The following is a 21,604-nucleotide window of genomic DNA, read 5'->3' as shown; positions in this document are numbered from 1 at the left end:
CCCGCCAAACCCTAAAGCCCGGCTTCCCAATCAGCATCGCAGCCAATTTAGAAGAGTTTCTCTAGAACGAAGGACTTCGTCGCCAGCAGCGCCGCCGCCCTCGTCAGTGAGCGGGGTTATAGAATCGCTTCTTCCGGCAGTCAACAGCCTTTTGTCAAAAAACTGTCTTTTTCTACAAGGCCATGAATTTATTCAGCTATTTCGAAATTCGTTCGAATGCGACCTCGACAGAGGGGCCAAAGGCCCTCTTTTCGGCCGAGACAGCATCATCAAGACGGCAGTGCCCCGCTCTGAGTGCCATCGGGCACCGCACGCTGACCGGGAAACGAATGCCACTGGGCTCTCTCTGGTCGCCGCCGGTCGCCGCCACGGACTTCGACTATATATAGGCATATATAGGGAGAGCGGCATGATCAGGAGCGCCAGGCAGATATATCAGCCTTGCCAACTCACGCCCGGCCTGACAATTTGCCGCCCGGACCAGAATTCTCAGGTGCGGCCCACGCGGCTCTCGCCGAAACACCACAGATCGGAAGGATACTCCCATGACATTCAACAATCTCATCGCCGGCGAATGGGTCGGCGGCAACGCTTCCGAAAACCGTAGCCCCTCCGACACCAATGATGTGGTCGGCCTCTATGCACAGGGCACGCCGGACGACATGCGGGCCGCCATTGCCGCGGCCAAGGCCGCGTTCCCCGCCTGGTCGCGGTCCGGCATCCTGGAGCGTCATGCCATCCTGAAGAAGACCGGCGACGAGATCCTCGCCCGCAAGGAAGAACTCGGCACGCTGCTCGCCCGAGAGGAAGGCAAGACGCTGCCGGAAGCGATCGGCGAAACCATCCGCGCCGCGCAGATCTTCGACTTCTTTGCTGGCGAATGCCTGCGGCTTGCCGGCGAGAGCCTCCCCTCAGTGCGCCCCGGCATCGGCGTCGAGATCACCCGCGAACCGATCGGTCCGATCGGCCTCATCACGCCGTGGAACTTTCCGATCGCAATCCCCGCCTGGAAGATCGCGCCGGCCCTCTGCTACGGCAACACCGTCGTTCTGAAGCCGGCCGAACTGGTTCCGGGTTGCGCCTGGGCGATCGCCGACATCCTTCATCGTGCCGGACTGCCGAAGGGCGTCTTCAACCTCGTGATGGGCAAGGGCTCGGTCATCGGTCAGGTCATGCTCGACAGCCCGGATCTCGCCGGCATCAGCTTCACCGGTTCGGTCGGCACCGGCAAGCGCGTTGCTCTTTCCTCGATCGAACATGGCCGCAAGTATCAGCTGGAAATGGGCGGCAAGAACCCCTTCGTCATTCTCGACGACGCCGACCTTTCCGTTGCAGTCGAGGCCTCGCTCAACTCCTGCTTCTTCTCGACCGGTCAGCGCTGCACCGCATCTTCGCGCCTGATCGTCACCGAAGGCATCCATGACCGCTTCGTCGCCGCCCTTGTCGAGCGCCTGAAGTCGGTGACGGTGGACAATGCCCTGAAGGCCGGCACCCATATCGGCCCGGTGGTCGACGAACGCCAGTTGATGCAGGACATCGACTATATCGACATCGGTCGCTCGGAGGGCGCAAAGCTCGCCTTTGGCGGGGAACGCCTCAACCGCGAAACGCCCGGTTTCTATCTCCAGCCGGCGCTCTTCACCGAAGCCAGCAACCAGATGCGCATTTCACGCGAGGAGATCTTCGGACCGGTCGCGTCCGTCATCCGCGTCAAGAACTACGAGGAAGCGCTTTCGGTCGCCAACGACACCCCGTTCGGTCTCTCGTCGGGCATCGCCACCACCAGCCTCAAGCATGCGACCCATTTCCGCCGCAACGCCGAGGCCGGCATGGTGATGGTCAATCTCCCGACGGCGGGCGTCGACTTCCACGTTCCGTTCGGCGGCCGCAAGGGATCGTCCTTCGGCCCGCGCGAACAGGGCCGTTACGCCGCGGAATTCTTCACCACGGTCAAGACCCAGTACACGCTGGCCTGATCGCCACCGCGACAAGACGGACTTCATTCGAATGCGAAACGGGCCGGAACTCCGGCCCGTTTGTCTTTCAGCCGTTGGTGATCAGGATCAGGATGACGAACATGGTCGGCACGGCCACAAGCGCCGGAATGATAATCGCAGGATAGCCGAAGGCGAATATCGCAAGAAGCCACAACAGCAGAAGGTTGACGATGAAGAGCACCTTGGCGGTGGTCGGGCCACTCACGGCCTCCTTCAGCATCCAGCCGAACACCGGCACGTGATAGATCATCCTCGCAATCATCGCATCGTCCTTTCCGGGCAGCACCCAGTTCTTGATATTTGTCACCCCTAGCGACCGGTTGCGGCTGCCGCAATGCGGCAAAATGACATTCGTCAGGAACGCCAAACAACAATCGCGACATGGCGGATGGCGCTTCTGGACAGGCGCCGTGCTGCAGTCCTAATAGTGTGTTCGTGATGGTTCCACCGACCCGAACGGCGAGGTGGACGAAGAGGGAATACGGTGAGGACTACCCATCAGGGGCCGAAACCGTGGCTGCCCCCGCAACTGTGAGCGGCGAGCGACGTCCAGAATGCCATTGGCCAGAGGGCTGATAAGGCGGACCGAGAGCGAAGACCCGCAAGCCAGGAGACCTGCCATCACCTGAGCCACGAGCGTGGCATCTCTCGAAAGACCGCGCGGTGGGCGCGGACGAAAGGAATGACAAATGCATATTGAAGTTGGAATTATCGACCCGATCCGCCTTGCCCTGGCAAATGCGGCCGCCCTCGCCGTTGTGGCCTCCCAGGTTCCGGCAATCGTCAGGAACCCGCTCAACATTCCGAAGGCAGCGCTCGCGGCCGTCGGCTTTTCCGCGATGATGCAGATCTGGCACCTGCCTGTCGGCCCATCCGAACTGCACCTCATCGGTGCGACCACCATCTACATGCTGTTCGGTTTTGCCCCGGCCATACTCGGTTTCGCGTTCGGCCTCGTGCTGCAGGCCTTCCTGTTCGAGCCGGGTGACATTCCCCATCTTGGCGTCAATGCGCTCTCCCTGATGCTGCCGATGATTGCAGTTCACTACAGCTTCGGGCGCCGGCTGTTCGACGCCGACCTCAAGGACCGCTTCAGCCTCGGCAAGGTCCTGCGCATCGATGCGGTCTATTATGCCGGCGTATCCGCAATGGTCGGCTTCTGGCTGATGATCTCGAACGACAGCTTTGCCGTCACCGACTGGGCCACCTGGGTTGCTGCCTATTTCCCGGTCTTCGTCGTCGAGGCCTTCATCACATTCGCAGCGGTCACCTTGATCCGCAAGATGCGTTCGAACGGCATCGTCGCCAACATGACGGAAGTGAACCGCCTGACCTTCGCCTGATCGGGCGCAGTCAAACCGCAAGAGGCGGAGAAGACGAAGCGCGGGCCGTGGCCCGCGCTTTTTTCTTTGAAAAAGCCCGCCGCTTGCGCTACCGGCCTCTCAGAAGCCGGCAGCGCTTGACATGCGGTCGGTTAAAAACCACGGTCCGGTTGGCTCGCCTGCCGTTTCGACCCGCTCACCAAAGGGTAACGCCGTTGCGCATTCTGTCCGAAGCTCACTTTCCCGAACTGCCGAACTACTACCGCGGCAAGGTGCGGGAGAACTATGACCTGCCCGACGGTCGCCGGATCATCATTTCCACGGACAGGCTCAGTGCCTTCGATCGGATCCTCACCTGCATTCCCTACAAGGGCCAGGTCCTAACCCAGACTGCCCGCTACTGGTTCGAGGAAACGGCCGACATCTGCCCGAACCACGTCATCGACTATCCGGATCCCAACGTCGTCGTCGGCAAGCGGCTCGACATCCTTCCCGTCGAGATCGTCGTGCGCGGCTATCTTGCCGGCACCACCGGCACCTCGATTCTTACGCTCTACAAGAAGGGCGAGCGCAGCATGTACGGCATTACCTTGCCGGATGGCCTGCGCGACAACCAGGTCTTGCCCGACCCCATCATCACCCCGACCAGCAAGGCCTTCGACGGTGGGCATGACGAGCCGCTGAGTGCCACCCAGATCGTCTCTGAAGGCCTTCTGACGCAAGAACAATGGGACACCGTCTCACGCTATGCGCTGGCCCTCTTCGCCCGCGGCCAGAAACTCGCAGCCGAACGCGGTCTGATCCTCGTCGACACCAAGTACGAGTTCGGCAGCGACGCAGACGGCAACATCCTGCTGGCGGACGAGATCCACACCCCGGACAGCAGCCGTTACTGGCTGGCCGACAGCTATCCGGAAAGCTTCGAGAAGGGCCAACGCCCGGCGAGCTTCGACAAGGATTTCGTGCGCGCCTGGGTGGCGGAACGCTGCGACCCTTACAAGGATGAGATTCCGGAAATCCCGGTCGAACTGGTCGAGGAGACCTCAAAGGTCTATATAAGGGCCTACGAGACGATCACCGGCCGCAAGTTTGTGCCGGACGATCGGGAAGCAACACCGCGCGAGCGCGTCAAGGCGAACCTCGCCGCCTATTTCCCGGGGAGTTGATACCAAGTGCCAGCCTCGCAGAAAGGTCTTCGGTCAGCGGAAGTCGAACGCGCCTGCCCCGGGGTGCGCCCGACACGGCGTCCGCGCCGACCGGCCGGCGAGACTCGCGAGGACATCCTCAACACGGCCGAGCATCTTTTTCGCACCCGTGGCTATTCCAGCGTGGCGATCGCCGACATCGCAACCGCACTCGGCATGTCGCCAGCCAATATCTTCAAGCATTTTCATTCGAAGACGAGCCTGGTAGACGCCATTTCGGCCCGTCATATCGAGAAGATGATCGCCCGCCTTGGCGGTCATGACACGGAGAAGCCGGCGCCGCTCCAGCTACTCGAGTTCGTCAAGCATCTCATGCAGAGTCATCTGCGGGATCTGGCTGAGAACCCGCACATATTCGAGATGGTCGTCCTGACGGCCAAGGACGACCTCCAATGCGGTCACCGCTATCGGGACATGTTGCTGGCCGACCTCGCCACCATCGTCGACGCCGGCATTGCCGAAGGTATCTACAAGGTCACCGACAGCCACAGGGCGGCCAATGCGGCCTTCCTGGCCCTCGCCTGTGTTCTCCATCCCGTCATGATCGCGAACGAGAAGGCTGACATATTGGCAACACGCTGCGAAGATGTCGTGGCGCTGATCAATGCCGCACTGCAAAGTCCGCTTGCAAAGTGACGATTTCTTTCATACGTCACTAACCGGAATTCACATTTTGCAATTCTTCCGATCCGCCGTCGGCCGGCTCGCTGCGAATTAACATGAGTTAATTTTGAAGCAGAACCGGTTTATTGTCCCGCTGGATCACCCGCCACATTGATGACCCGGAAAAAACAATGAATAGACACATCAAGCTGACCTCGGCCCTCCTGCTCCTCTCCGCCGTCCTGGCCGGCTGCAACGATGCCGGAACGGCCGGCAATGGTGCGGCAGGTGCCGGAGCCGGTGCAGAGCGCCCGCCATCACCCGTCAGCGTCGTTGTGCTGAAGAAGGCTACCCAGCCGCTCACCACGCTTCTGCCGGGCCGAGCATCCGCATTCCAGGTCGCAGAAATCCGCCCGCGCGTCAGCGGCATCATCAAGGAAATCGCCTTCAAGGAAGGCAGCGAGGTGAAGGCCGGCGACCTACTCTACAAGATTGAGGACGACACCTATCAGGCCGAGGTCGCCCAGGCCAAGGCAAGCCTGGCCAAGGCCGAAGCAAGTGTGCCGAGTGCCGAGGCGAACCTTGCCCGCTACGAGCGTCTCGTGAACAGTGGCGCCACCCAGATCGAGTTCGAGAACGCCAAGGTGACGCTGCTTCAGGCGCGCGCCGACGTGGCGCAGGCACGGGCTGCGCTGAACGTGTCCCAGATCAACCTCGACCTCACCGAGATCACCGCGCCCTTCGAGGGCGTGACGAACACGTCGAAATTCTCGATCGGCAACGTCGTGACGGCCAATCAGTCTGATGCACTGATGACGCTGCGCCGCCTTGACCCGATCTATATCGACCTCACGGAATCGAGCGCCAACCTGCTTCGTCTGCGCCAAGAGATCGCCGCAGGCCGGATGAACAAGAACGAGAATGACGCAACGGCCGACATCCGCCTGACGCTGGAAGATGGCATCGAGTATCCGCATGCCGGCAAGCTCGACATGTCTGAAATGGCCGTCAGCGAAACGACCGGCACCTACTCGATCCGCGCAGTCTTCGACAATCCGGACAATCTGATCCTTCCCGGCATGTATGTTCGCGCGAGCGTCACCGTCGGCAGCGAGGACGGCTACCTGATCCCGCAGCGCGCCGCGACCCGCAACGCCCGCGGCGAACTGACGGCGAAGTTCGTGACGGCGGAGAACAAGGTTGAAACCCGGACCTTCGTCAACAGCCACATTTCCGGCAATTCCTGGCTCGTCACGGAAGGCATCGCAGATGGCGACAAGCTGATCGTCGATGGTTTCCAGTGGATTGGCGATGGTGCGACGGTCGCCCCGGTCGAGGCGACCGTGGATGCGAGCGGTTTCGTCGTCGAAGCGCCGAAGGCGCAGGACGCAGCGCCGGCCGCGAAGCCCTGAACGGGCTCGGCAGGCAGTACAAAGGCGCTAAGGGGTAATCCATGGCCAAGTTCTTCATCCACCGTCCGATTTTCGCATGGGTGATCGCGATCGTCATCATGCTGGGCGGCGCGCTCGCAATCTCGACGCTCTCCATCTCGCAATATCCGGACATCGCACCGACCACCGTTCGCATCAGCGCATCCTACAGCGGCGCAAGCGCCGAAACCGTCGAGAAGTCAGTAACCTCGATCATCGAGGACGGCATGACGGGTCTCGATGACCTGAGCTACATGACCTCGTCGTCAAGCACCGGGCAAGCCTCGGTCACGCTGACCTTCGGCAACAGCATCGAGCCGGACATCGCCCAGGTTCAGGTCCAGAACAAGCTGCAGCTCGTCCAGTCGCAGCTCCCCGACATCGTTCAGTCGGCCGGTATCTCCGTTACCCGTTCAACCTCGAGCATCCTGCTCGTCGGCGCACTGGTCTCCACGGATGCCAAGCGCCAACCCGTCGAACTCGGCGACATCTTCGCGACCCAGATCGAAGACCAGATCAAGCGCCTCGAAGGCGTCGGCAGCATCGAGGTGTTCGGCACCGGCTACGCCATGCGCGTCTGGCTCGACCCCTTCAAGCTCAACAAGTTCCAGCTGACGCCGACCGACGTCACCGCCGCCATTCAGGCGCAGAACACCCAGGTGTCTGTCGGTTCGATCGGCGGCCAGCCGGTCGTCGAAGGCCAGCAACTGAATGTCACCGTTACGGCCCAGAGCCAGCTGCAGACCGTTTCCGACTTCGAATCCATCATCCTCAAGGTCGAAACCGACGGTGCGACTGTTCGCCTGAGTGATGTAGCCCGCATCGAGATCGGCCAGGAAAGCTATGGCACCAACACCCGCGCCAACCGCAACCCGGCGACCGGCTTTGCCGTGAACCTCGCCACCGGCGCCAACGCGCTGGACACGGCCGATCGCGTGAAGACGGCGCTTGCCGCGATCGCACCATCGCTGCCGGAAAACGTGATCATCACCTACCCCTATGATACGACGCCTTTCGTTCAGCTCTCGATCGAGAAGGTGGTTCACACCCTCATCGAAGCGATCGTCCTGGTCTTCTTCGTCCTGCTGATCTTCCTGCAGAACCTGCGCGCGACCTTCATCCCGATGATCGCCGTGCCGGTCGTCCTGCTTGGCACCTTCGGCATCCTCGCCTTGACGGGATACTCGATCAACACGCTGACCATGTTTGCCATGGTTTTGGCGATCGGCCTCCTCGTTGACGATGCCATCGTCGTCGTTGAGAACGTCGAGCGCATCATGTCCGAGGAAGGACTGTCGCCGATGGAGGCGACGGAAAAGTCGATGGGCGAAATCACCGGCGCCATCATCGGCATCGCGCTCGTCCTGACCGCCGTGTTCATCCCGATGGCCTTCTTCGGCGGCTCTACCGGCATCATCTATCGGCAGTTCTCCATCACCATCGTCTCGGCGATGCTGTTGTCGGCTCTCGTCGCCGTCGTGCTTACACCGGCACTCTGCGCCACCATGCTGAAGCCGATCGATCACGAAAAGGAAAAGCGCGGTCCCGGCGCCTGGTTCAACCGCAACTTCGACCGGACCACCAAGGGTTACGTGTCGAGCATCGGTTACCTGCTCAATCGTCCGCTCCGAGTCATGCTGATGTTCGCGATTGTCATCGGCGGTGTGGCCTGGTTCTTCGCCCGCCTTCCGAGCTCCTTCCTCCCGCAGGAAGACCAGGGCGTGCTGATGACCATCGTTCAGCTTCCGAACGGCGCCACCACGGCCCGCACCGAGGAAGTCATCAAGAAGATTGAGGACTACTATCTCGAGCACGAGAAGGAAGCGATCCAGGACGTCTTTGCCGTTTCGGGTTTCAGCTTCACAGGCCAGGGCCAGAACTACGCAATGGTCTTCGCCAAGCTGAAGGACTTCGACGAACGCACCAAGCCCGAGCTTGCGGCGGGCGCAATCGTGCAGCGTGCAATGGGTTATTTCTTCACGCTGCGTGACGCCATGGTATTTCCGCTCCAGCCACCGGCAATCCCGGGTCTCGGCACATCGAGCGGCTTCTCCATGTATCTGGTCGACAGCGGCAAGAACGGCACCGATGCGCTGACGACCGCTTCGAAGCAGTTGCTTCAGATGGGCAACTCGAACCCCAACGTCAGCTCGCTGCGCTCCAACAATCCTGATGCCGAAAGCCAGCTCAAGATTCTCCTCGACCAGGAGAAGATGGGCGCAATGGGTCTCGATATCGCCACGGTGAACTCGATGCTCTCGACGATCTTCGCCGGGCGCGACGTCAACGATTTCACCCTCAACAGCGAACTGAAGCCGGTCTATGTCCAGGGTGATGCGCCCTACCGCATGCAGGCAGACGCCATCAACCAGTGGTTCGCCCGCAATGGCGACGGCGAGATGATGCCGTTCTCCTCGTTCAGCAACGTCGAATGGGTGAGTGGCGCACCGACCCTCTCGCGCTTCAACGGCGTCAGCGCCATTTCGCTTGACGGCGCCGCCGGCGCCGGCGTGAGCTCGGGCACCGCCATGGACACGATGGAAACCCTGACGTCCCAGATGAACGGTGGCTACACCGTCGCCTGGCAGGGTATCTCCTACCAGGAACGGCTTTCGGGTTCGCAAGCCCCGATGCTCTACGCCCTGTCGGTCCTGATCGTCTTCCTGTGCCTTGCCGCCCTCTATGAAAGCTGGTCGGTTCCGTTCTCCGTCATCATGGCGGTTCCGGTCGGGGTGCTCGGGGCGGTCGCCGCGGCCAACCTCTTCGGACAGGCCAATGACGTCTACTTCAAGGTCGGCCTTCTCACCACGATCGGCCTGGCGGCGAAGAACGCGATCCTGATCGTCGAATTCGCCCGCGACCGGCAGGATCAGGGAGCAAGCCTGCTCGACGCGACGCTCGAAGCGGCTCGTCTTCGGCTGCGCCCGATCATCATGACCTCGCTTGCCTTCATCCTCGGCGTCGTACCGCTCGCCATTGCGACGGGAGCGGGCTCTGCGGCCCAGAACTCGATCGGCATCGGCGTCCTCGGCGGTATGCTGGCGGCCACCCTTCTCGGGATCTTCTTCGTGCCGTCCTTCTTCGTGATCATCAGGAAGCTTACAACCCGTGCAAAACCGAAAGAAGCACTGTCATGATGACCTGTCACTCTTTACGTTAATCAGATATTTACCATAGTTGATTCCTCATGGAACGACAGGCGAAGCGGCAGGACGACATGACGACACGCCTGCCGCGCGACGCAAACCGAGCAAGATAATTAGGATAATATGATGGTATCCATTCGCGTAGCCGCCCCTCTAGCACTGCTGCTGCTCTCGGGTTGCGTCACCGGTCCGGATCACACGCCGCCGCAGACCCCGCTTCCGGACAAGTTCGCCGAGGGCGGCAAGAAGAGCGCGGGCGACGTGTCGCTGGCACCATGGTGGACGGCATTCAACGATCGCCGCCTCGATGGCCTGGTCGAAAAGGGCCTGTCCGAGAACCTTGATGTCCTTCAGGCGCTCGAGCGCATCACCTCTGCGGAAGCGAACGTCGTCGTCGCCGGAGCGGGCGCCCTTCCGTCTCTGAACCTCTCGGCCGAAGAATCGGTCAGCCGCACGACCGGCACGCGCGACTATGAGAGCCGCACCACGGACACGACCTCGACCAGCAGCGGCGGCCTCGGCGTCTCGTGGCTGCTCGACCTCTTCGGTCAGTATCGCCGTGCCAAGGAGGGCGCTGCCGCCTCGCTCGACGCCGCCTATGCCAGCGCCGACGTCGCCAAGCTTTCCTATCTGTCGGATCTCGTCACGTCCTACATCAATGCGCGCTACTATCAGGAGCGCATTGCCATCGCGAAGAAGAACCTCGCTTCGCGTCGCGAAACACTGGAACTGACCAAGCTTCAGCTCGAAGCCGGTGCGGCATCGCGCCTTGACGTCGTGCAGTCTGAAGGCCTCGTCAACCAGACGCTGGCGGACCTGCCGGGCCTGGAAACCAACTTCCGCAAGTCGGCGCATCACATCGCGACCCTGCTCGGCCTGCCGGCTTCGGCTCTGATCAGCGACCTGCAGAAGGGCTCTCCGCAGCCGATCGCCCGCCGCAGCGTCAATGCAGGCGTTCCGGCCGACCTGATCCGCAACCGCCCCGACATCCGCAAGGCCGAACGCGATCTGGCCGCCGCGACGGCCGAAATCGGCGTCGCCGAAGCGCAGCTCTACCCGTCGATCACCCTCGGCGGCACGATCTCTCCGTCCTTCGTCGCGACGAAGGGCCTGACGGGCAGCTTGACCTCCTGGTCCTTCGGCCCGAGCCTTACCCTGCCGATCTTCGACGGCGGGCGCCTGAAGGCCAATGTCGACATCGCCAACTCCACGGCCCGCGTCCAGTACATCGCTTGGAAGGCCGCCGTTCTGAATGCAGTCGAGGAAGTCGAGAACGCATTGGCCGCCGTCAATCGCGACAGCCAGACGGTAAATGCCCTGCGGGCGACCGTTCGCTCCTACGAAGAGGCGCTGTCTCTCTCGACGGCAAGCTACAAGGATGGCGCGTCTTCGCTGCTCGACGTCCTGGACGCACAGCGCTCGGTTTCCTCCGCCCAGGCGAGCCTCGCGGCTGCCGTGCAGCAGATGGCGGCCGACTACGTTGCGCTCAACGTGGCGATCGGCGGCGGTTACGCCTTCGACACCAAGGGCACCAGCGGCACCAAGGTCGCCAAGAACATGTGATGCACACGTCGAGCATCGCTCAAGAGATCAGACCCGGCACCGAAAGGTTGCCGGGTTTTTTCGTGGCTGCAGACGAGTTGATGGAGAACACCGGCTCGCGGCAGGGATAGAGTCGTCAGAAGGTGGCCGGCGTGTTGATCCAGATGAGCACCGTCTCGCCATCGGACCGGTTATGCCAGGAATGGGGCCGCCGGCTTTCGAAGTAGAAACTGTCACCGGCATTCAGCTCGAAGAACTGGTCACCGTCGAGGATGATCTCCAGGCTGCCCGACAGCACATACATGAACTCCTCGCCCTCATGCTGATAGGCGCCTTCGCTGGAAGCACCCGGAGCCAACTGGAAGCGGTTGCATTCCATCTGGTTTCGTCCCTCCGCGAGGACCTGGATCGCAACACCGGATGACGTGGTCGGCCATGTGGGCCACTTCCCATCCCGGATCAACGACTCCTTGCCCTTCCCCCGCTCCTGACCACTCAGGGACGCGATCGTCGTACCGAGAAAGGCGGCGACGCCGTGCAGAGCCGTGAAGGAAAGCCCCTGCGAAGTTCGCTCGAACGTGGAAAGCTGGGAAAACGACACTCCTGTCGCCTGCGCGACCGCTTCGAGCGTCTTCCCCGCGTCTCGCCTGAGCCGTCGGACCTTCAGTCCGACAGGGGTCTCGGCAGCATCGGTGTTATCCTCCGGGCCGGCCTGGGCACCCGGCGGCGTTTCAGCAGTCCCTTCATCGCGCAAATTCTCGCGGATCGCGACGGGGTTCAGGCCCTTTTCGCTGCGCAGCCAGGCGATCGTCTTCAGACGCTCGACCAGAGCGCGATCATAGAGCCGCTGCCCCGACGGGGTGCGGATCGGCTGGATCAGGTCCTGTGTTTCCCATAACCTCAAGGTCGAGGGAGAAACCCCCGCCATTCTGGCGGCTTCGGCAATCTTGAAACGGATATCATCCATGAGGACCGAACCCTGTCAGCGCGATGTCATCGCCATGCGTGATAATTGCGACAAACCATATTGCAAGTCTACAGAAAAAATGTAGGAAATATTGCAGCCTTGCGATCGAACAAGAATGGCCGACGCCGAGGGTCAACCGCTTACCAGAGGAATTTGAGAATGAAGAACTCCGAAATCGCAGTTCGCAAGAACGATGCCATCTCGCGTGGCGTCGGCATGACCACTCAGGTATACGCCGCCAAGGCGGAGAACGCCGAGGTATGGGACGTCGAGGGCCGCCGCTACATCGACTTCGCCGGCGGTATCGCGGTTCTCAACACCGGCCATCGCCACCCGAAGGTCATCGACGCCGTGAAGAAGCAGCTCGACTGCTTCACCCACACCTGCCATCAGGTCATGCCCTACGAGAACTATGTCGCGCTCGCCGAGCGTCTGAACAAGATGGTTCCGATCGCCGGCCCGAAGAAGACGATTTTCGCGACCACGGGCGCTGAAGCCGTCGAGAACGCCGTCAAGATCGCGCGTTGCGCTACCGGCCGCTCGGCCGTTATCGCCTTCACCGGCGCCTTCCACGGCCGAACCTTCATGGGCATGGCGCTGACCGGCAAGGTCGTTCCCTACAAGGTCGGCTTCGGCCAGATGATGGGCGACGTCTTCCACGTGCCCTTCCCGATCGAACTGCACGGCATCAGCGTCGAGGAGTCGCTCGACGTTCTCGACAAGCTCTTCAAGGCTGACGTCGACCCGAAGCGCGTCGCCGCGATTATCCTCGAGCCGGTGCAGGGCGAAGGCGGCTTCTACGAAGTGCCGCGCGCGCTGATGAAGGCCGTGCGCCAGCTCTGCGACGAGCATGGCATCCTGCTGATCGCCGACGAAGTCCAGACCGGCTTTGCCCGTACCGGCAAGGTTTTCGGCATGGAAAACTATGACGTCCAGCCCGACCTGATGACGATGGCGAAGAGCCTGGCCGGCGGCTTCCCGCTGTCCGCCGTCACCGGCCGCGCCGAACTGATGGACGCACCCGGCCCGGGCGGCCTCGGCGGCACCTATGCCGGCAACCCGCTGGCGATCGCCGCGGCCCATGCCGTTCTCGACGTCATCGAGGAGGAAAAGCTGTGCGACCGCGCCAACCAGCTCGGTGGCCGCCTGAAGCAGCGCCTTGAAGCCCTTCGCGCCGACGTGCCGGAAATCTCCGACATCCGTGGCCCGGGCTTCATGGTCGCCGTCGAATTCGGCCAGGCCGGCTCCATCAAGCCGAACGCGGACCTCACCAACGCAATTCGCCTGAAGGCACTCGAGAAGGGCCTGATCCTGCTGACCTGCGGCGTCTACGGCAACGTCATTCGCTTCCTGTCGCCGATCACGATCCAGGACGAGGTCTTCAACGAAGCGCTCGACATCATCGAGGCATCCATCCGCGAATGCGCAAGCGAGGCCAAGAAGTGACCATTTCGACCGTTCTCACATCCAAGCTCAAGGACGCATCGCTGGCGACCGACAAGGCTCTTGTCGGCACCGAGTGGCTGGCGAAGTCCGACACCGGCAAGACCTTCGAAGTCACCAACCCTGCAAACGGCGACGTGATCGCCGTTCTGCCGGATCTCGGCAAGGCAGAGGTCGCCCGCGCGATTGAAGCAGCAGACAAGGCTCAGAAGGCATGGGCGAAGAAGACCGGCAAGGAACGCGCCGGCATCCTTCGCAAGCTTTACGATCTGATGGTTGCCAATGCAGACGATCTGGCAACCATCCTGACCATGGAAATGGGCAAGCCCTGGCCTGAGGCCCGCGGCGAAATCCTCTATGGCGCATCCTACGTGGAATGGTTCGGCGAAGAAGCCAAGCGCGTCTATGGCGATACCATCCCGGGCCATCAGGCAGACAAGCGGCTGATCGTCATCCGCCAGCCCGTCGGTGTGGTCGGTGCGATCACGCCGTGGAACTTCCCGAACGCCATGCTGGCCCGCAAGATGGCTCCCGCCGTCGCCGTCGGTTGCAGCATGGTTTCGAAGCCGGCCGCACAGACCCCGCTCTCGGCGTTGGCGCTAGCCATCCTTGCCGAACGCGCGGGCCTGCCGCTCGGCGTGTTCTCGGTCGTCACCTCGACTGACGCCGCCATGGTAGGCAAGGAGTTCTGCGAAAACGACAAGGTCCGCAAGCTGACATTCACCGGCTCGACCAATGTGGGCCGCATCCTGATGCGCCAGGGCGCCGACCAGATCATGAAGCTCGGCCTGGAACTGGGCGGCAACGCTCCGTTCATCGTCTTCGACGATGCGGATCTCGACGCCGCTGTCGAAGGCGCAATGATCTCGAAGTACCGCAATGCCGGCCAGACCTGCGTTTGCGCCAACCGTCTCTACGTACAGTCGGGCGTCTATGACGCCTTTGCCGCCAAGCTCGCCGAGCGCGTCGGCAAGATGAAGGTGGGTGACGGCTTCGCGGAAGGCGTGACCACCGGTCCGCTGATCGACGCCAATGCCCTGAAGAAGGTCGCGGAACATGTGTCCGACGCCGTCTCCAAGGGTGCCAAGATCGCCGTCGGTGGCAAGCCGGCCGACCAGGGCGGCCTGTTCTTCCAGCCGACGATCCTGACCGGCGTCACCTCCGACATGAAGGTCGCCGTCGAGGAAACCTTCGGTCCGGTCGCACCGCTCTTCAAGTTCGAAACGGAAGAGGAAGTCATTGAACTCGCCAACAACACCGAGTTCGGTCTCGCCTCCTATTTCTATTCGAAGGACGTGGCCAAGATCTTCCGCGTCGCCGAGGCACTGGAATACGGCATGGTCGGCATAAACACCGGCCTGATCTCGACCGAAGTCGCTCCTTTCGGCGGCATCAAGCAGTCCGGCCTCGGCCGCGAGGGCTCGAAATACGGCATCGATGACTATACGGAGCTGAAATACATGTGCCTCGGCGGCATCGAATAAGCCGCAGGCCGATTAAACGAATGGATCCCCGGCCCTCACGCCGGGGATTTTTTGTGCACTTCGGCATCAAGAAAAAGGCCCGGCGCCTGCGGCGGCCGGGCCTTCTTGTCAGATTGGAAGAGAACCGGAAATCAGTTCTTGGCGCGTTCGACGTAGGAGTTGTCTTCGGTCGCGATGACAACGCGGGTGCCGGCGTCGATATGCGGCGGCACCATCGTGCGGATACCGTTCGACAGCATGGCCGGCTTGTACGACGACGAAGCGGTCTGCCCCTTGACGACCGGCTCGGTCTCGGTGATTTCCAGAGTCACGTGGCGCGGCAGCTCGACGGCGAGCGGCACGCCTTCATGGATGGAAAGAACACAGGTCATGCCTTCCTGCAAATAGGCCTTCTGGTCGCCCATGGTGTCGACATCGACGACGACCTGGTCATAGCTTTCCGGGTTCATGAAGTGGAAGCCTTCGCCATCCTCGTACAGAAACTGGAAGTTCAGGTCTTCGACGAATGCCCGTTCGACCTGCTCGGTCGTGCGCCAGCGTTCGGACACCTTCACACCGTCGACGATGCGGCGCATGTCGACCTGGGTGACAGGCGTGCCCTTGCCGGGGTGGAAGTTCTGGGCAGTGAGCACGACGTAGAGCTTGCCGTCCACGTCGAGAACGTTGCCCTTGCGGACCGAAGAGGCGATGACCTTGACCATTGGAATTCCTTGTAACTGCAAAAGGCCCGTCGTAAAGGACGATACACCGTCCCAGCCGACGTCTTCTTTGAAACTTTCCTGGGCGCAACTAACCCAAAATCGGCGAAATAGCCAGCCCGTGTTGCAACAAGGACCAAGAAAGCCGGAATGAACGATCGCCATCGCTCCTCAGCCGCCTGGTGGACGCCGTCGGCCCATGCCGACCGACGCCCCTTCCTGCTTGGCCGCAACGCGATCCAGGCGACCTTCCGCCGATACTTCGCCGAACGCGACTTTATCGAAGTCGATACGGCGACGCTGCAGGTTTCCCCCGGCAACGAGGCGCACCTCCATGCCTTCGCGACCGAGGCGATCGGCAATGACGGAATCGCCTCTCCGCTCTACCTCCACACCTCGCCGGAGTTCGCCTGCAAGAAACTGCTGGCCGCAGGCGAACCGCGCATCTCCTGTTTTGCCCATGTATACCGCAATCGAGAACGCGGGCCTCTGCACCACCCCGAATTCACGATGCTCGAATGGTATCGCACCGGTGAAAGCTACGAAGCCCTGATGAGGGACTGCGCGGCCCTTCTTGCGCTCTCTGCCGAGACGATGAGGACGCGCGGTTTTACCTATCGCGGTCAGAGCTGCGATCCCTTCCTGGACCCGGAGCGCCTCTCGGTCGCCGAAGCCTTCGATCGCCATGCCGGGATCGACCTGCTGGCGTCCGTCTCTGCCAATGGATCGACCGACCGTAACCACCTCGCAGCGGAACTTCGTAACGCAGGCATCCGCGTAGCGGAAGACGACACCTGGGCGGATCTGTTCAGCCGCGTGATCGTCGAAAAGGTCGAGCCGCATCTGGGTTTCGGCCGCACGACGATCCTCGACGAATACCCGGTCTGCGAGGCCGCCCTTGCCCGCCCCAGCGCAAGGGATCCAAGGGTCGCGGAACGCTTCGAACTCTATGCCTGCGGCGTCGAACTTGCCAACGCCTTCGGCGAACTGACCGATGCTGACGAGCAGCGCCGGCGCTTCGAGGCGGAGATGGCGGAGAAGCAGCGCATCTATGGAGAAACCTATCCGCTCGACGAGGACTTCCTCGACGCGCTGGCGATCATGCCGGATGCCTCCGGCATTGCCCTCGGGTTCGACCGCCTTGTCATGCTGGCAACCGGCGCACTGCGCATCGACCAGGTGATGTGGGCACCGGTCGCGGAGACGGGCCGGTGAGATCGTCAAGCCTGCATAGCATCGACGATCTCGTCGGCGCAGGGCTCGTCACTGCGGAAGACCGTGGCGCGATCGAACCTGTTGCCGCGCGCTATGCCGTCGCTCTGACGCCGACCGTCGCTGCCTTGATCGACAAGCTGGACCCGACAGATCCGATCGCACTGCAATACGTCCCGCGCCCCGAAGAGCTCAGAGAGACGCCGGAGGAACGCGCCGACCCGATCGGGGATCACGCCCACAGCCCGGTCGAAGGCATCGTCCACCGCTACCCGGATAGAGTCCTCCTGAAGGCGGTCCATGTCTGCCCCGTCTACTGCCGCTTCTGTTTCCGTCGCGAGATGGTCGGCCCGCAGGGCGACGGAAACCTGGCGCCCGCAGCGCTGGAAAAGGCGCTCGACTACATCGGTGCGCATCCGGAAATCTGGGAGGTCATCCTGACCGGTGGAGATCCGCTCGTACTCTCGCCACGCCGTCTGGGAGAGATCACGAAGAGGCTGGCAACGATACCGCACGTGAAGATCCTGCGTGTCCACAGCCGGGTCCCGGTCGTGGACCCCGATCGCATCAGCGCAGATATGATCGAGGCACTGAAGGAAGGCGGCAAGACGGTCTATGTGGCTCTCCATGCCAATCATCCGCGCGAGATGACCCCTGCGGCCCGTCAGGCATGCGCGCGTCTGATCGACGCAGGCGTCGTGATGGCCAGCCAGAGCGTCCTGCTGAAGGGGATCAACGACGAACCGGACGTGCTCGCCGAGCTCATGCGGGCCTTCGTCGAGACCCGGGTCAAACCGTACTATTTGCACCATCCGGACCTTGCGCCCGGAACGAGCCACTTTCGCCTGACGATCGCCGAGGGACAGGCGATCATGCGCGCGCTGCGCAGCAAGGTTTCAGGCCTCTGCATCCCGACTTACATCCTCGACCTGCCGGGCGGCCACGGCAAGGTGGCCGTCGGCGACGACAGCCTGAACGAGATCGAACCCGGCCGATACGCAGTCCTCGATCGCCTCGGCGCGGAGCGTTCCTATCCCTGAAACTGCGATGAAATTCCGGTCCTGAACGCACTTCGGAGACCTCCGGAGCGCTCTCTTGCGCCGCGTATCTGCGTTCAGTCAAACCGCTCAGTTTTCCTTAACTACGGCATTTAGCGGAATCTTATGCTTTCGAGCCTAAGAAATCATCCAACATTTTGGAAGAATAGTATTCGGGAAGGGAAAGTACATGAACGAAACGATCCGTACCTTGTTGGCGAAACTCGGTGGTCTGCCGGTTTCCGTTGACACCCTCGCCAATGACGCCGATCTCTATGCGGCGGGGCTCTCCTCATTTGCTTCCGTACAACTCATGCTCGGCCTTGAAGAGGCCTTCGACATCGAGTTTCCGGACCACCTGCTGAACCGCAAGTCCTTTGCCAGCATTGCGGCCATCGAAAGCACGGTCACGTCCATTCTCGAGGACAGGAAGGTCGCCTGATGGACCTCTCGAGCAAATCCGTCGAAAAGAGCCTCAAGGCTCGCGCTATGCGCGTCGCAACGGTTGCGGCCGCCTATGCGGATGAAGTCGACAAGATCGGGCGCTTCCCCCGTGAAGCGATCGAGGCGATGAAGGCCGAGAAGCTGATGGGCATCATGATCCCCGTCGAGTTCGGCGGCGAAGGCCTCTCCACCTCGGAGATCGCCGAAGTCTGCACCATCCTCGGACAGTCTTGCGCTTCGAGCGCCATGATCTTTGCCATGCATCAGATCAAGGCATCGAGCCTCGTCTGCCATGGCACCGAGGCGGACTGGCACCGCAACTTCATGCGCCGCGTGGTCGCCGAGCAGCTGTTGCTTGGCTCCGCGACGACAGAAGCCGGCATCGGCGGCAACATGCGCAACAGCATCTGCGCGATCGAGGTCAAGGACGGCCGCTGCTACCTTGAGAAGGATGCGACCGTCATCTCCTACGGCGCCGACTGCGACGCAATCCTGATCACCTCCCGCAGCCACAAGGACGCAGCGTCGTCCGACCAGGTCATGACCGTCTTCCTGAAGGAGCAGTACACGCTCGAGCACACCCAGACCTGGGACACCCTCGGCATGCGCGGCACCTGCTCGGATGGCTTCATCTTCCGCGGCGAAGCACCGGCCGAGCAGATCCTGCCCCAGCCCTTCGCCGAAATCGCCGCCCAGTCGATGCTGGCCAGCGCCCATCTGCTGTGGAGCTCGCTGTGGTACGGCATCGCCGTGGACGCCTTCGCCCGCGCTCAGAACTTCGTGCGGGCCGCCGCACGCAAGGCGCCCGGCACTCAGCCGCCCGGCCTTGTTCAGCTGGCCGAGATGTCGAGCCAGCTCCAGGCCGTGCGAGCCAACATCGTCAACGGACTGCGGTCCTTCGAGGAAGCCCGCCAGGATCAGGATCGCCTGTCGTCCATGGGCTTCGCCGTCGCAATGAACAACGTCAAGATCGCATCCTCCGAGATGATCCTTCCAATCATCAACCAGGCCATGCGCGTCTGCGGCATTCTCGGATACAAGAACGGGACCCCCTACAGTGTCGGTCGCCATCTCCGCGATGCCCATTCCGCCGAGCTCATGATCTCGAACGATCGCATTCTCGCGAACACGTCGAACATGTTGCTCGTCCATAAACAGGAAACAGGTTTGCTGGGGTGAGATCGATGGATATGCAGACGAGCTTTCTGGACCGCCTCTTCGAGAGCGGCCTGTTGATCGAAACCGGTGTGGACGGCCTCTATGGTCGCGGCGGCCGCTTCGAAGATGTGATCGCCGCCTTCGAGCGGCTCATTGACCGCTATGGCGCGGCCGACGGCGCAGAAGCCATCCGCTTTCCGCCGGGCATGAACCGCGCCTATTTCGAAAAGAGCGGTTACATGAAGAGCTTTCCGCAGCTCGCTGGCACGGTGCACAGCTTCTGCGGCAACGAACTCGACCATGTGGGCCTGCTGAAATGCATGGATGCCAACGAGGACTGGACGGCCGAGCAAAAGGCGACCGATATCGTCCTGACGCCGGCGGCCTGCTATCCGCTCTACCCCACGATCGCCAAGCGCGGCAACCTGCCGGAAAAGGGCGGCCTCTACGACCTGCAGTCCTATTGCTTCCGTCACGAGCCGTCGAACGACCCGGCCCGTCAGCAGCTGTTCCGCATGCGCGAATATGTCTGCATGGGCAGCCAGGAGCAGGTCACCGATTTCCGCCAGACCTGGATGGATCGCGGCCAGAAGATCATGGCCGAGGTGGGCCTGCCGGTGGAGATCGACGTCGCCAACGATCCGTTCTTCGGCCGTGCCGGCAAGATGCTCGCCAACAACCAGCGCGACCAGAACCTGAAGTTCGAGCTGCTGATCCCGATCACCTCCGTGGCCAAGCCGACCGCCTGCATGAGCTTCAACTATCATCAGGATGCCTTCGGCACCAAGTGGGGCCTCAACCTCGCCGACGGCTCGGTCGCCCACACGGCCTGCGTCGGCTTCGGCCTCGAGCGCATCGCGCTCGCGCTGTTCCACCATCATGGTCTCGACGTCGACCAGTGGCCCGCCTCCGTTCGCAAGGCACTCTGGGGCTGATCTGGTGACGAAAGCGGTCTTTCCCGGACTCGATCCGGCCACCTATGTCCCGCATGCCCTGCATGCGAGCGAGCGGATGTGGCCGGAAACAAACTGCTATGTCGATCTCTGGATCGAGGCTCTCGCAAGCCTCGGTGTCGCGCCGGAGGCCATGCTCGGCTTCACCCTGACCCAGGATTTCGAGGGCGACCAGTTCACCTTCTTCAAGGTCCCTCTGGAGGATCTCGAAGACCTGTACGGCATCAAGGTGACTGAGCTTGCGATCTACGAAGCGGTCGAGGCCCATGTCGCCGAGCAGGTGAACCGCGGCAGGCTGTGCCTCGTGGAGATGGACAGCTTCTTCATGCCGGACACCCGGGGCGTCGGCTACCACCAGGAGCACGGCAAGACGACGGTTGCCGTCAATCGTCTTGATCCGGTCGGCCGCACCATGGACTATTTCCACAATGGCGGCTTCTTCCGGGTCGACGGCGAGGATTTCGACGGCCTGTTCCAGCACCATCTGCCCGAAGGCGCCCTGCCCTTCCTGCCGTATACCGAATTCGCCAAGTTCCCGGCCAAGCCGCCCGCGGAGGCCCATCAACGCGCAACCGCGAAACGTCTGCTCGGCCGGCACTTCTCCCGCAGGCCGGATGCCAATCCCATCGCCGCCTTTGCAGGCGTCTTCCCGGATCAGGTCGAGGCGATCGCGGAACGCCCCTTCGGTTTCTTCCACAAATATGCCTTCAACACGCTTCGGCAGTTCGGCGCCAATTTCGAATTGCTGGCAAGCCATCTCACCTGGCTCGCACCGCAGCAGTTCGAGGAGGCCGGCATTCAGGCCTTGAAGATTTCGGAGACGGCGAAGACGGTACAGTTCCAGCTCGCCCGGGCCGTCACGCGGAAAAAATTCGATCCGTTGCGATCGGCCCTCGACCCGGCCGCCGAGGCTTGGGACAGGCTCATCGGGGCACTTGGCGAATCTCTCGCCTGAGGAGGCAC

The 21,604-nt window shown here is 62.0% G+C and carries 18 protein-coding genes and 1 riboswitch; of the genes, 15 read left to right on the top strand and 3 right to left on the bottom strand.

What is annotated here, in order from left to right; all coding sequences use genetic code 11:
* Nucleotides 1–545: 545 nt before the first annotated feature.
* Nucleotides 546–1,976, top strand: a complete 1,431-nt coding sequence (locus ACX93L_RS21600) for an aldehyde dehydrogenase family protein (protein ID WP_169594071.1) — start codon at nucleotides 546–548, stop codon at nucleotides 1,974–1,976.
* A 67-nt stretch (nucleotides 1,977–2,043) separates the two neighbouring features.
* Here the strand turns inward: ACX93L_RS21600 and ACX93L_RS21595 are convergent, their stop codons facing one another.
* Nucleotides 2,044–2,304 carry a hypothetical protein gene (locus ACX93L_RS21595; protein WP_459406767.1) on the bottom strand — a complete coding sequence of 87 codons (261 nt, stop codon included), beginning with the start codon at nucleotides 2,302–2,304 and terminating at the stop codon, nucleotides 2,044–2,046.
* Nucleotides 2,305–2,419: 115 nt separating this feature from the next.
* A riboswitch (cobalamin riboswitch) is annotated at nucleotides 2,420–2,634 on the top strand.
* 52 nt (nucleotides 2,635–2,686) lie between these two features.
* Between ACX93L_RS21595 and ACX93L_RS21590 the strand changes: the two genes are divergently transcribed.
* The 6 genes from ACX93L_RS21590 (at nucleotide 2,687) to ACX93L_RS21565 (ending at nucleotide 11,266) form a co-directional block, all read left to right on the top strand.
* On the top strand, nucleotides 2,687–3,340 hold the full coding sequence (locus ACX93L_RS21590) for an energy-coupling factor ABC transporter permease (protein WP_459406766.1): 654 nt from the start codon (nucleotides 2,687–2,689) through the stop codon (nucleotides 3,338–3,340).
* A gap of 194 nt (nucleotides 3,341–3,534) precedes the next feature.
* Nucleotides 3,535–4,485, top strand: a complete 951-nt coding sequence (locus tag ACX93L_RS21585) for a phosphoribosylaminoimidazolesuccinocarboxamide synthase (protein ID WP_459406765.1) — start codon at nucleotides 3,535–3,537, stop codon at nucleotides 4,483–4,485.
* Between the two features lie 63 nt (nucleotides 4,486–4,548).
* On the top strand, nucleotides 4,549–5,160 hold the full coding sequence (locus ACX93L_RS21580; RefSeq protein WP_459406772.1) for a TetR family transcriptional regulator: 612 nt from the start codon (nucleotides 4,549–4,551) through the stop codon (nucleotides 5,158–5,160).
* A gap of 158 nt (nucleotides 5,161–5,318) precedes the next feature.
* On the top strand, nucleotides 5,319–6,539 hold the full coding sequence (locus ACX93L_RS21575) for an efflux RND transporter periplasmic adaptor subunit (protein ID WP_459406764.1): 1,221 nt from the start codon (nucleotides 5,319–5,321) through the stop codon (nucleotides 6,537–6,539).
* A 41-nt stretch (nucleotides 6,540–6,580) separates the two neighbouring features.
* Complete coding sequence (locus ACX93L_RS21570; protein WP_459406763.1) at nucleotides 6,581–9,694, top strand: efflux RND transporter permease subunit; 3,114 nt, start codon at nucleotides 6,581–6,583, stop codon at nucleotides 9,692–9,694.
* Between the two features lie 135 nt (nucleotides 9,695–9,829).
* Nucleotides 9,830–11,266: an efflux transporter outer membrane subunit gene (locus ACX93L_RS21565; protein ID WP_459406762.1), complete on the top strand. Its 1,437-nt coding sequence runs from the start codon at nucleotides 9,830–9,832 to the stop codon at nucleotides 11,264–11,266.
* Nucleotides 11,267–11,381: 115 nt separating this feature from the next.
* Here the strand turns inward: ACX93L_RS21565 and ACX93L_RS21560 are convergent, their stop codons facing one another.
* Nucleotides 11,382–12,212: a cupin domain-containing protein gene (locus ACX93L_RS21560; RefSeq protein ID WP_459406761.1), complete on the bottom strand. Its 831-nt coding sequence runs from the start codon at nucleotides 12,210–12,212 to the stop codon at nucleotides 11,382–11,384.
* 159 nt (nucleotides 12,213–12,371) lie between these two features.
* Here ACX93L_RS21560 and ACX93L_RS21555 point away from each other — a divergent pair, with 159 nt between their 5' ends.
* Together ACX93L_RS21555 and ACX93L_RS21550 are read left to right on the top strand one after the other, a co-directional pair.
* Nucleotides 12,372–13,658: a 4-aminobutyrate--2-oxoglutarate transaminase gene (locus tag ACX93L_RS21555; protein WP_459406760.1), complete on the top strand. Its 1,287-nt coding sequence runs from the start codon at nucleotides 12,372–12,374 to the stop codon at nucleotides 13,656–13,658.
* Nucleotides 13,655–15,139, top strand: a complete 1,485-nt coding sequence (locus ACX93L_RS21550) for an NAD-dependent succinate-semialdehyde dehydrogenase (RefSeq protein WP_459406759.1) — start codon at nucleotides 13,655–13,657, stop codon at nucleotides 15,137–15,139. Before ACX93L_RS21555 ends, ACX93L_RS21550 begins: the two co-directional genes overlap by 4 nt.
* 131 nt (nucleotides 15,140–15,270) lie before the next feature.
* Here the strand turns inward: ACX93L_RS21550 and efp are convergent, their stop codons facing one another.
* Nucleotides 15,271–15,840, bottom strand: a complete 570-nt coding sequence (gene efp, locus ACX93L_RS21545; RefSeq protein WP_459406758.1) for an elongation factor P — start codon at nucleotides 15,838–15,840, stop codon at nucleotides 15,271–15,273.
* 147 nt (nucleotides 15,841–15,987) lie between these two features.
* Between efp and epmA the strand changes: the two genes are divergently transcribed.
* The 6 genes from epmA (at nucleotide 15,988) to ACX93L_RS21515 (ending at nucleotide 21,596) form a co-directional block, all read left to right on the top strand.
* Entirely contained in the window at nucleotides 15,988–17,052 is a 1,065-nt protein-coding gene (epmA, locus tag ACX93L_RS21540; protein WP_459406757.1) for an EF-P lysine aminoacylase EpmA, read from the top strand.
* On the top strand, nucleotides 17,049–18,089 hold the full coding sequence (locus ACX93L_RS21535) for a lysine-2,3-aminomutase-like protein (RefSeq protein ID WP_459406756.1): 1,041 nt from the start codon (nucleotides 17,049–17,051) through the stop codon (nucleotides 18,087–18,089). The genes epmA and ACX93L_RS21535 overlap by 4 nt, the downstream gene beginning before the upstream one ends.
* Before the next feature lie 187 nt (nucleotides 18,090–18,276).
* Nucleotides 18,277–18,528: an acyl carrier protein gene (locus ACX93L_RS21530; protein ID WP_459406755.1), complete on the top strand. Its 252-nt coding sequence runs from the start codon at nucleotides 18,277–18,279 to the stop codon at nucleotides 18,526–18,528.
* Nucleotides 18,528–19,709, top strand: a complete 1,182-nt coding sequence (locus tag ACX93L_RS21525) for an acyl-CoA dehydrogenase family protein (RefSeq protein ID WP_459406754.1) — start codon at nucleotides 18,528–18,530, stop codon at nucleotides 19,707–19,709. Before ACX93L_RS21530 ends, ACX93L_RS21525 begins: the two co-directional genes overlap by 1 nt.
* 5 nt (nucleotides 19,710–19,714) lie before the next feature.
* Complete coding sequence (locus tag ACX93L_RS21520; RefSeq protein WP_459406753.1) at nucleotides 19,715–20,623, top strand: amino acid--[acyl-carrier-protein] ligase; 909 nt, start codon at nucleotides 19,715–19,717, stop codon at nucleotides 20,621–20,623.
* Between the two features lie 4 nt (nucleotides 20,624–20,627).
* Nucleotides 20,628–21,596, top strand: coding sequence for a DUF1839 family protein (locus ACX93L_RS21515; RefSeq protein WP_459406752.1), 969 nt, complete (start codon nucleotides 20,628–20,630; stop codon nucleotides 21,594–21,596).
* The last annotated feature ends 8 nt before the right edge of the window (nucleotides 21,597–21,604 follow it).

This window comes from Rhizobium sp. CAU 1783, from assembly GCF_054551725.1.
This window is presented reverse-complemented; position numbering and strand designations above follow the sequence as displayed.

Coding starts and splice junctions, on each gene's coding strand:
- ACX93L_RS21600 (WP_169594071.1), top strand. CDS start 546: ATGACATTCAACAATCTCATCGCCGGCGAATGGGTCGGCGGCAACGCT.
- ACX93L_RS21565 (WP_459406762.1), top strand. CDS start 9,830: ATGGTATCCATTCGCGTAGCCGCCCCTCTAGCACTGCTGCTGCTCTCG.
- ACX93L_RS21575 (WP_459406764.1), top strand. CDS start 5,319: ATGAATAGACACATCAAGCTGACCTCGGCCCTCCTGCTCCTCTCCGCC.
- efp (WP_459406758.1), bottom strand. CDS start 15,840: ATGGTCAAGGTCATCGCCTCTTCGGTCCGCAAGGGCAACGTTCTCGAC.
- ACX93L_RS21560 (WP_459406761.1), bottom strand. CDS start 12,212: ATGGATGATATCCGTTTCAAGATTGCCGAAGCCGCCAGAATGGCGGGG.
- ACX93L_RS21525 (WP_459406754.1), top strand. CDS start 18,528: ATGGACCTCTCGAGCAAATCCGTCGAAAAGAGCCTCAAGGCTCGCGCT.
- ACX93L_RS21590 (WP_459406766.1), top strand. CDS start 2,687: ATGCATATTGAAGTTGGAATTATCGACCCGATCCGCCTTGCCCTGGCA.
- ACX93L_RS21520 (WP_459406753.1), top strand. CDS start 19,715: ATGGATATGCAGACGAGCTTTCTGGACCGCCTCTTCGAGAGCGGCCTG.
- ACX93L_RS21555 (WP_459406760.1), top strand. CDS start 12,372: ATGAAGAACTCCGAAATCGCAGTTCGCAAGAACGATGCCATCTCGCGT.
- ACX93L_RS21530 (WP_459406755.1), top strand. CDS start 18,277: ATGAACGAAACGATCCGTACCTTGTTGGCGAAACTCGGTGGTCTGCCG.
- epmA (WP_459406757.1), top strand. CDS start 15,988: ATGAACGATCGCCATCGCTCCTCAGCCGCCTGGTGGACGCCGTCGGCC.
- ACX93L_RS21570 (WP_459406763.1), top strand. CDS start 6,581: ATGGCCAAGTTCTTCATCCACCGTCCGATTTTCGCATGGGTGATCGCG.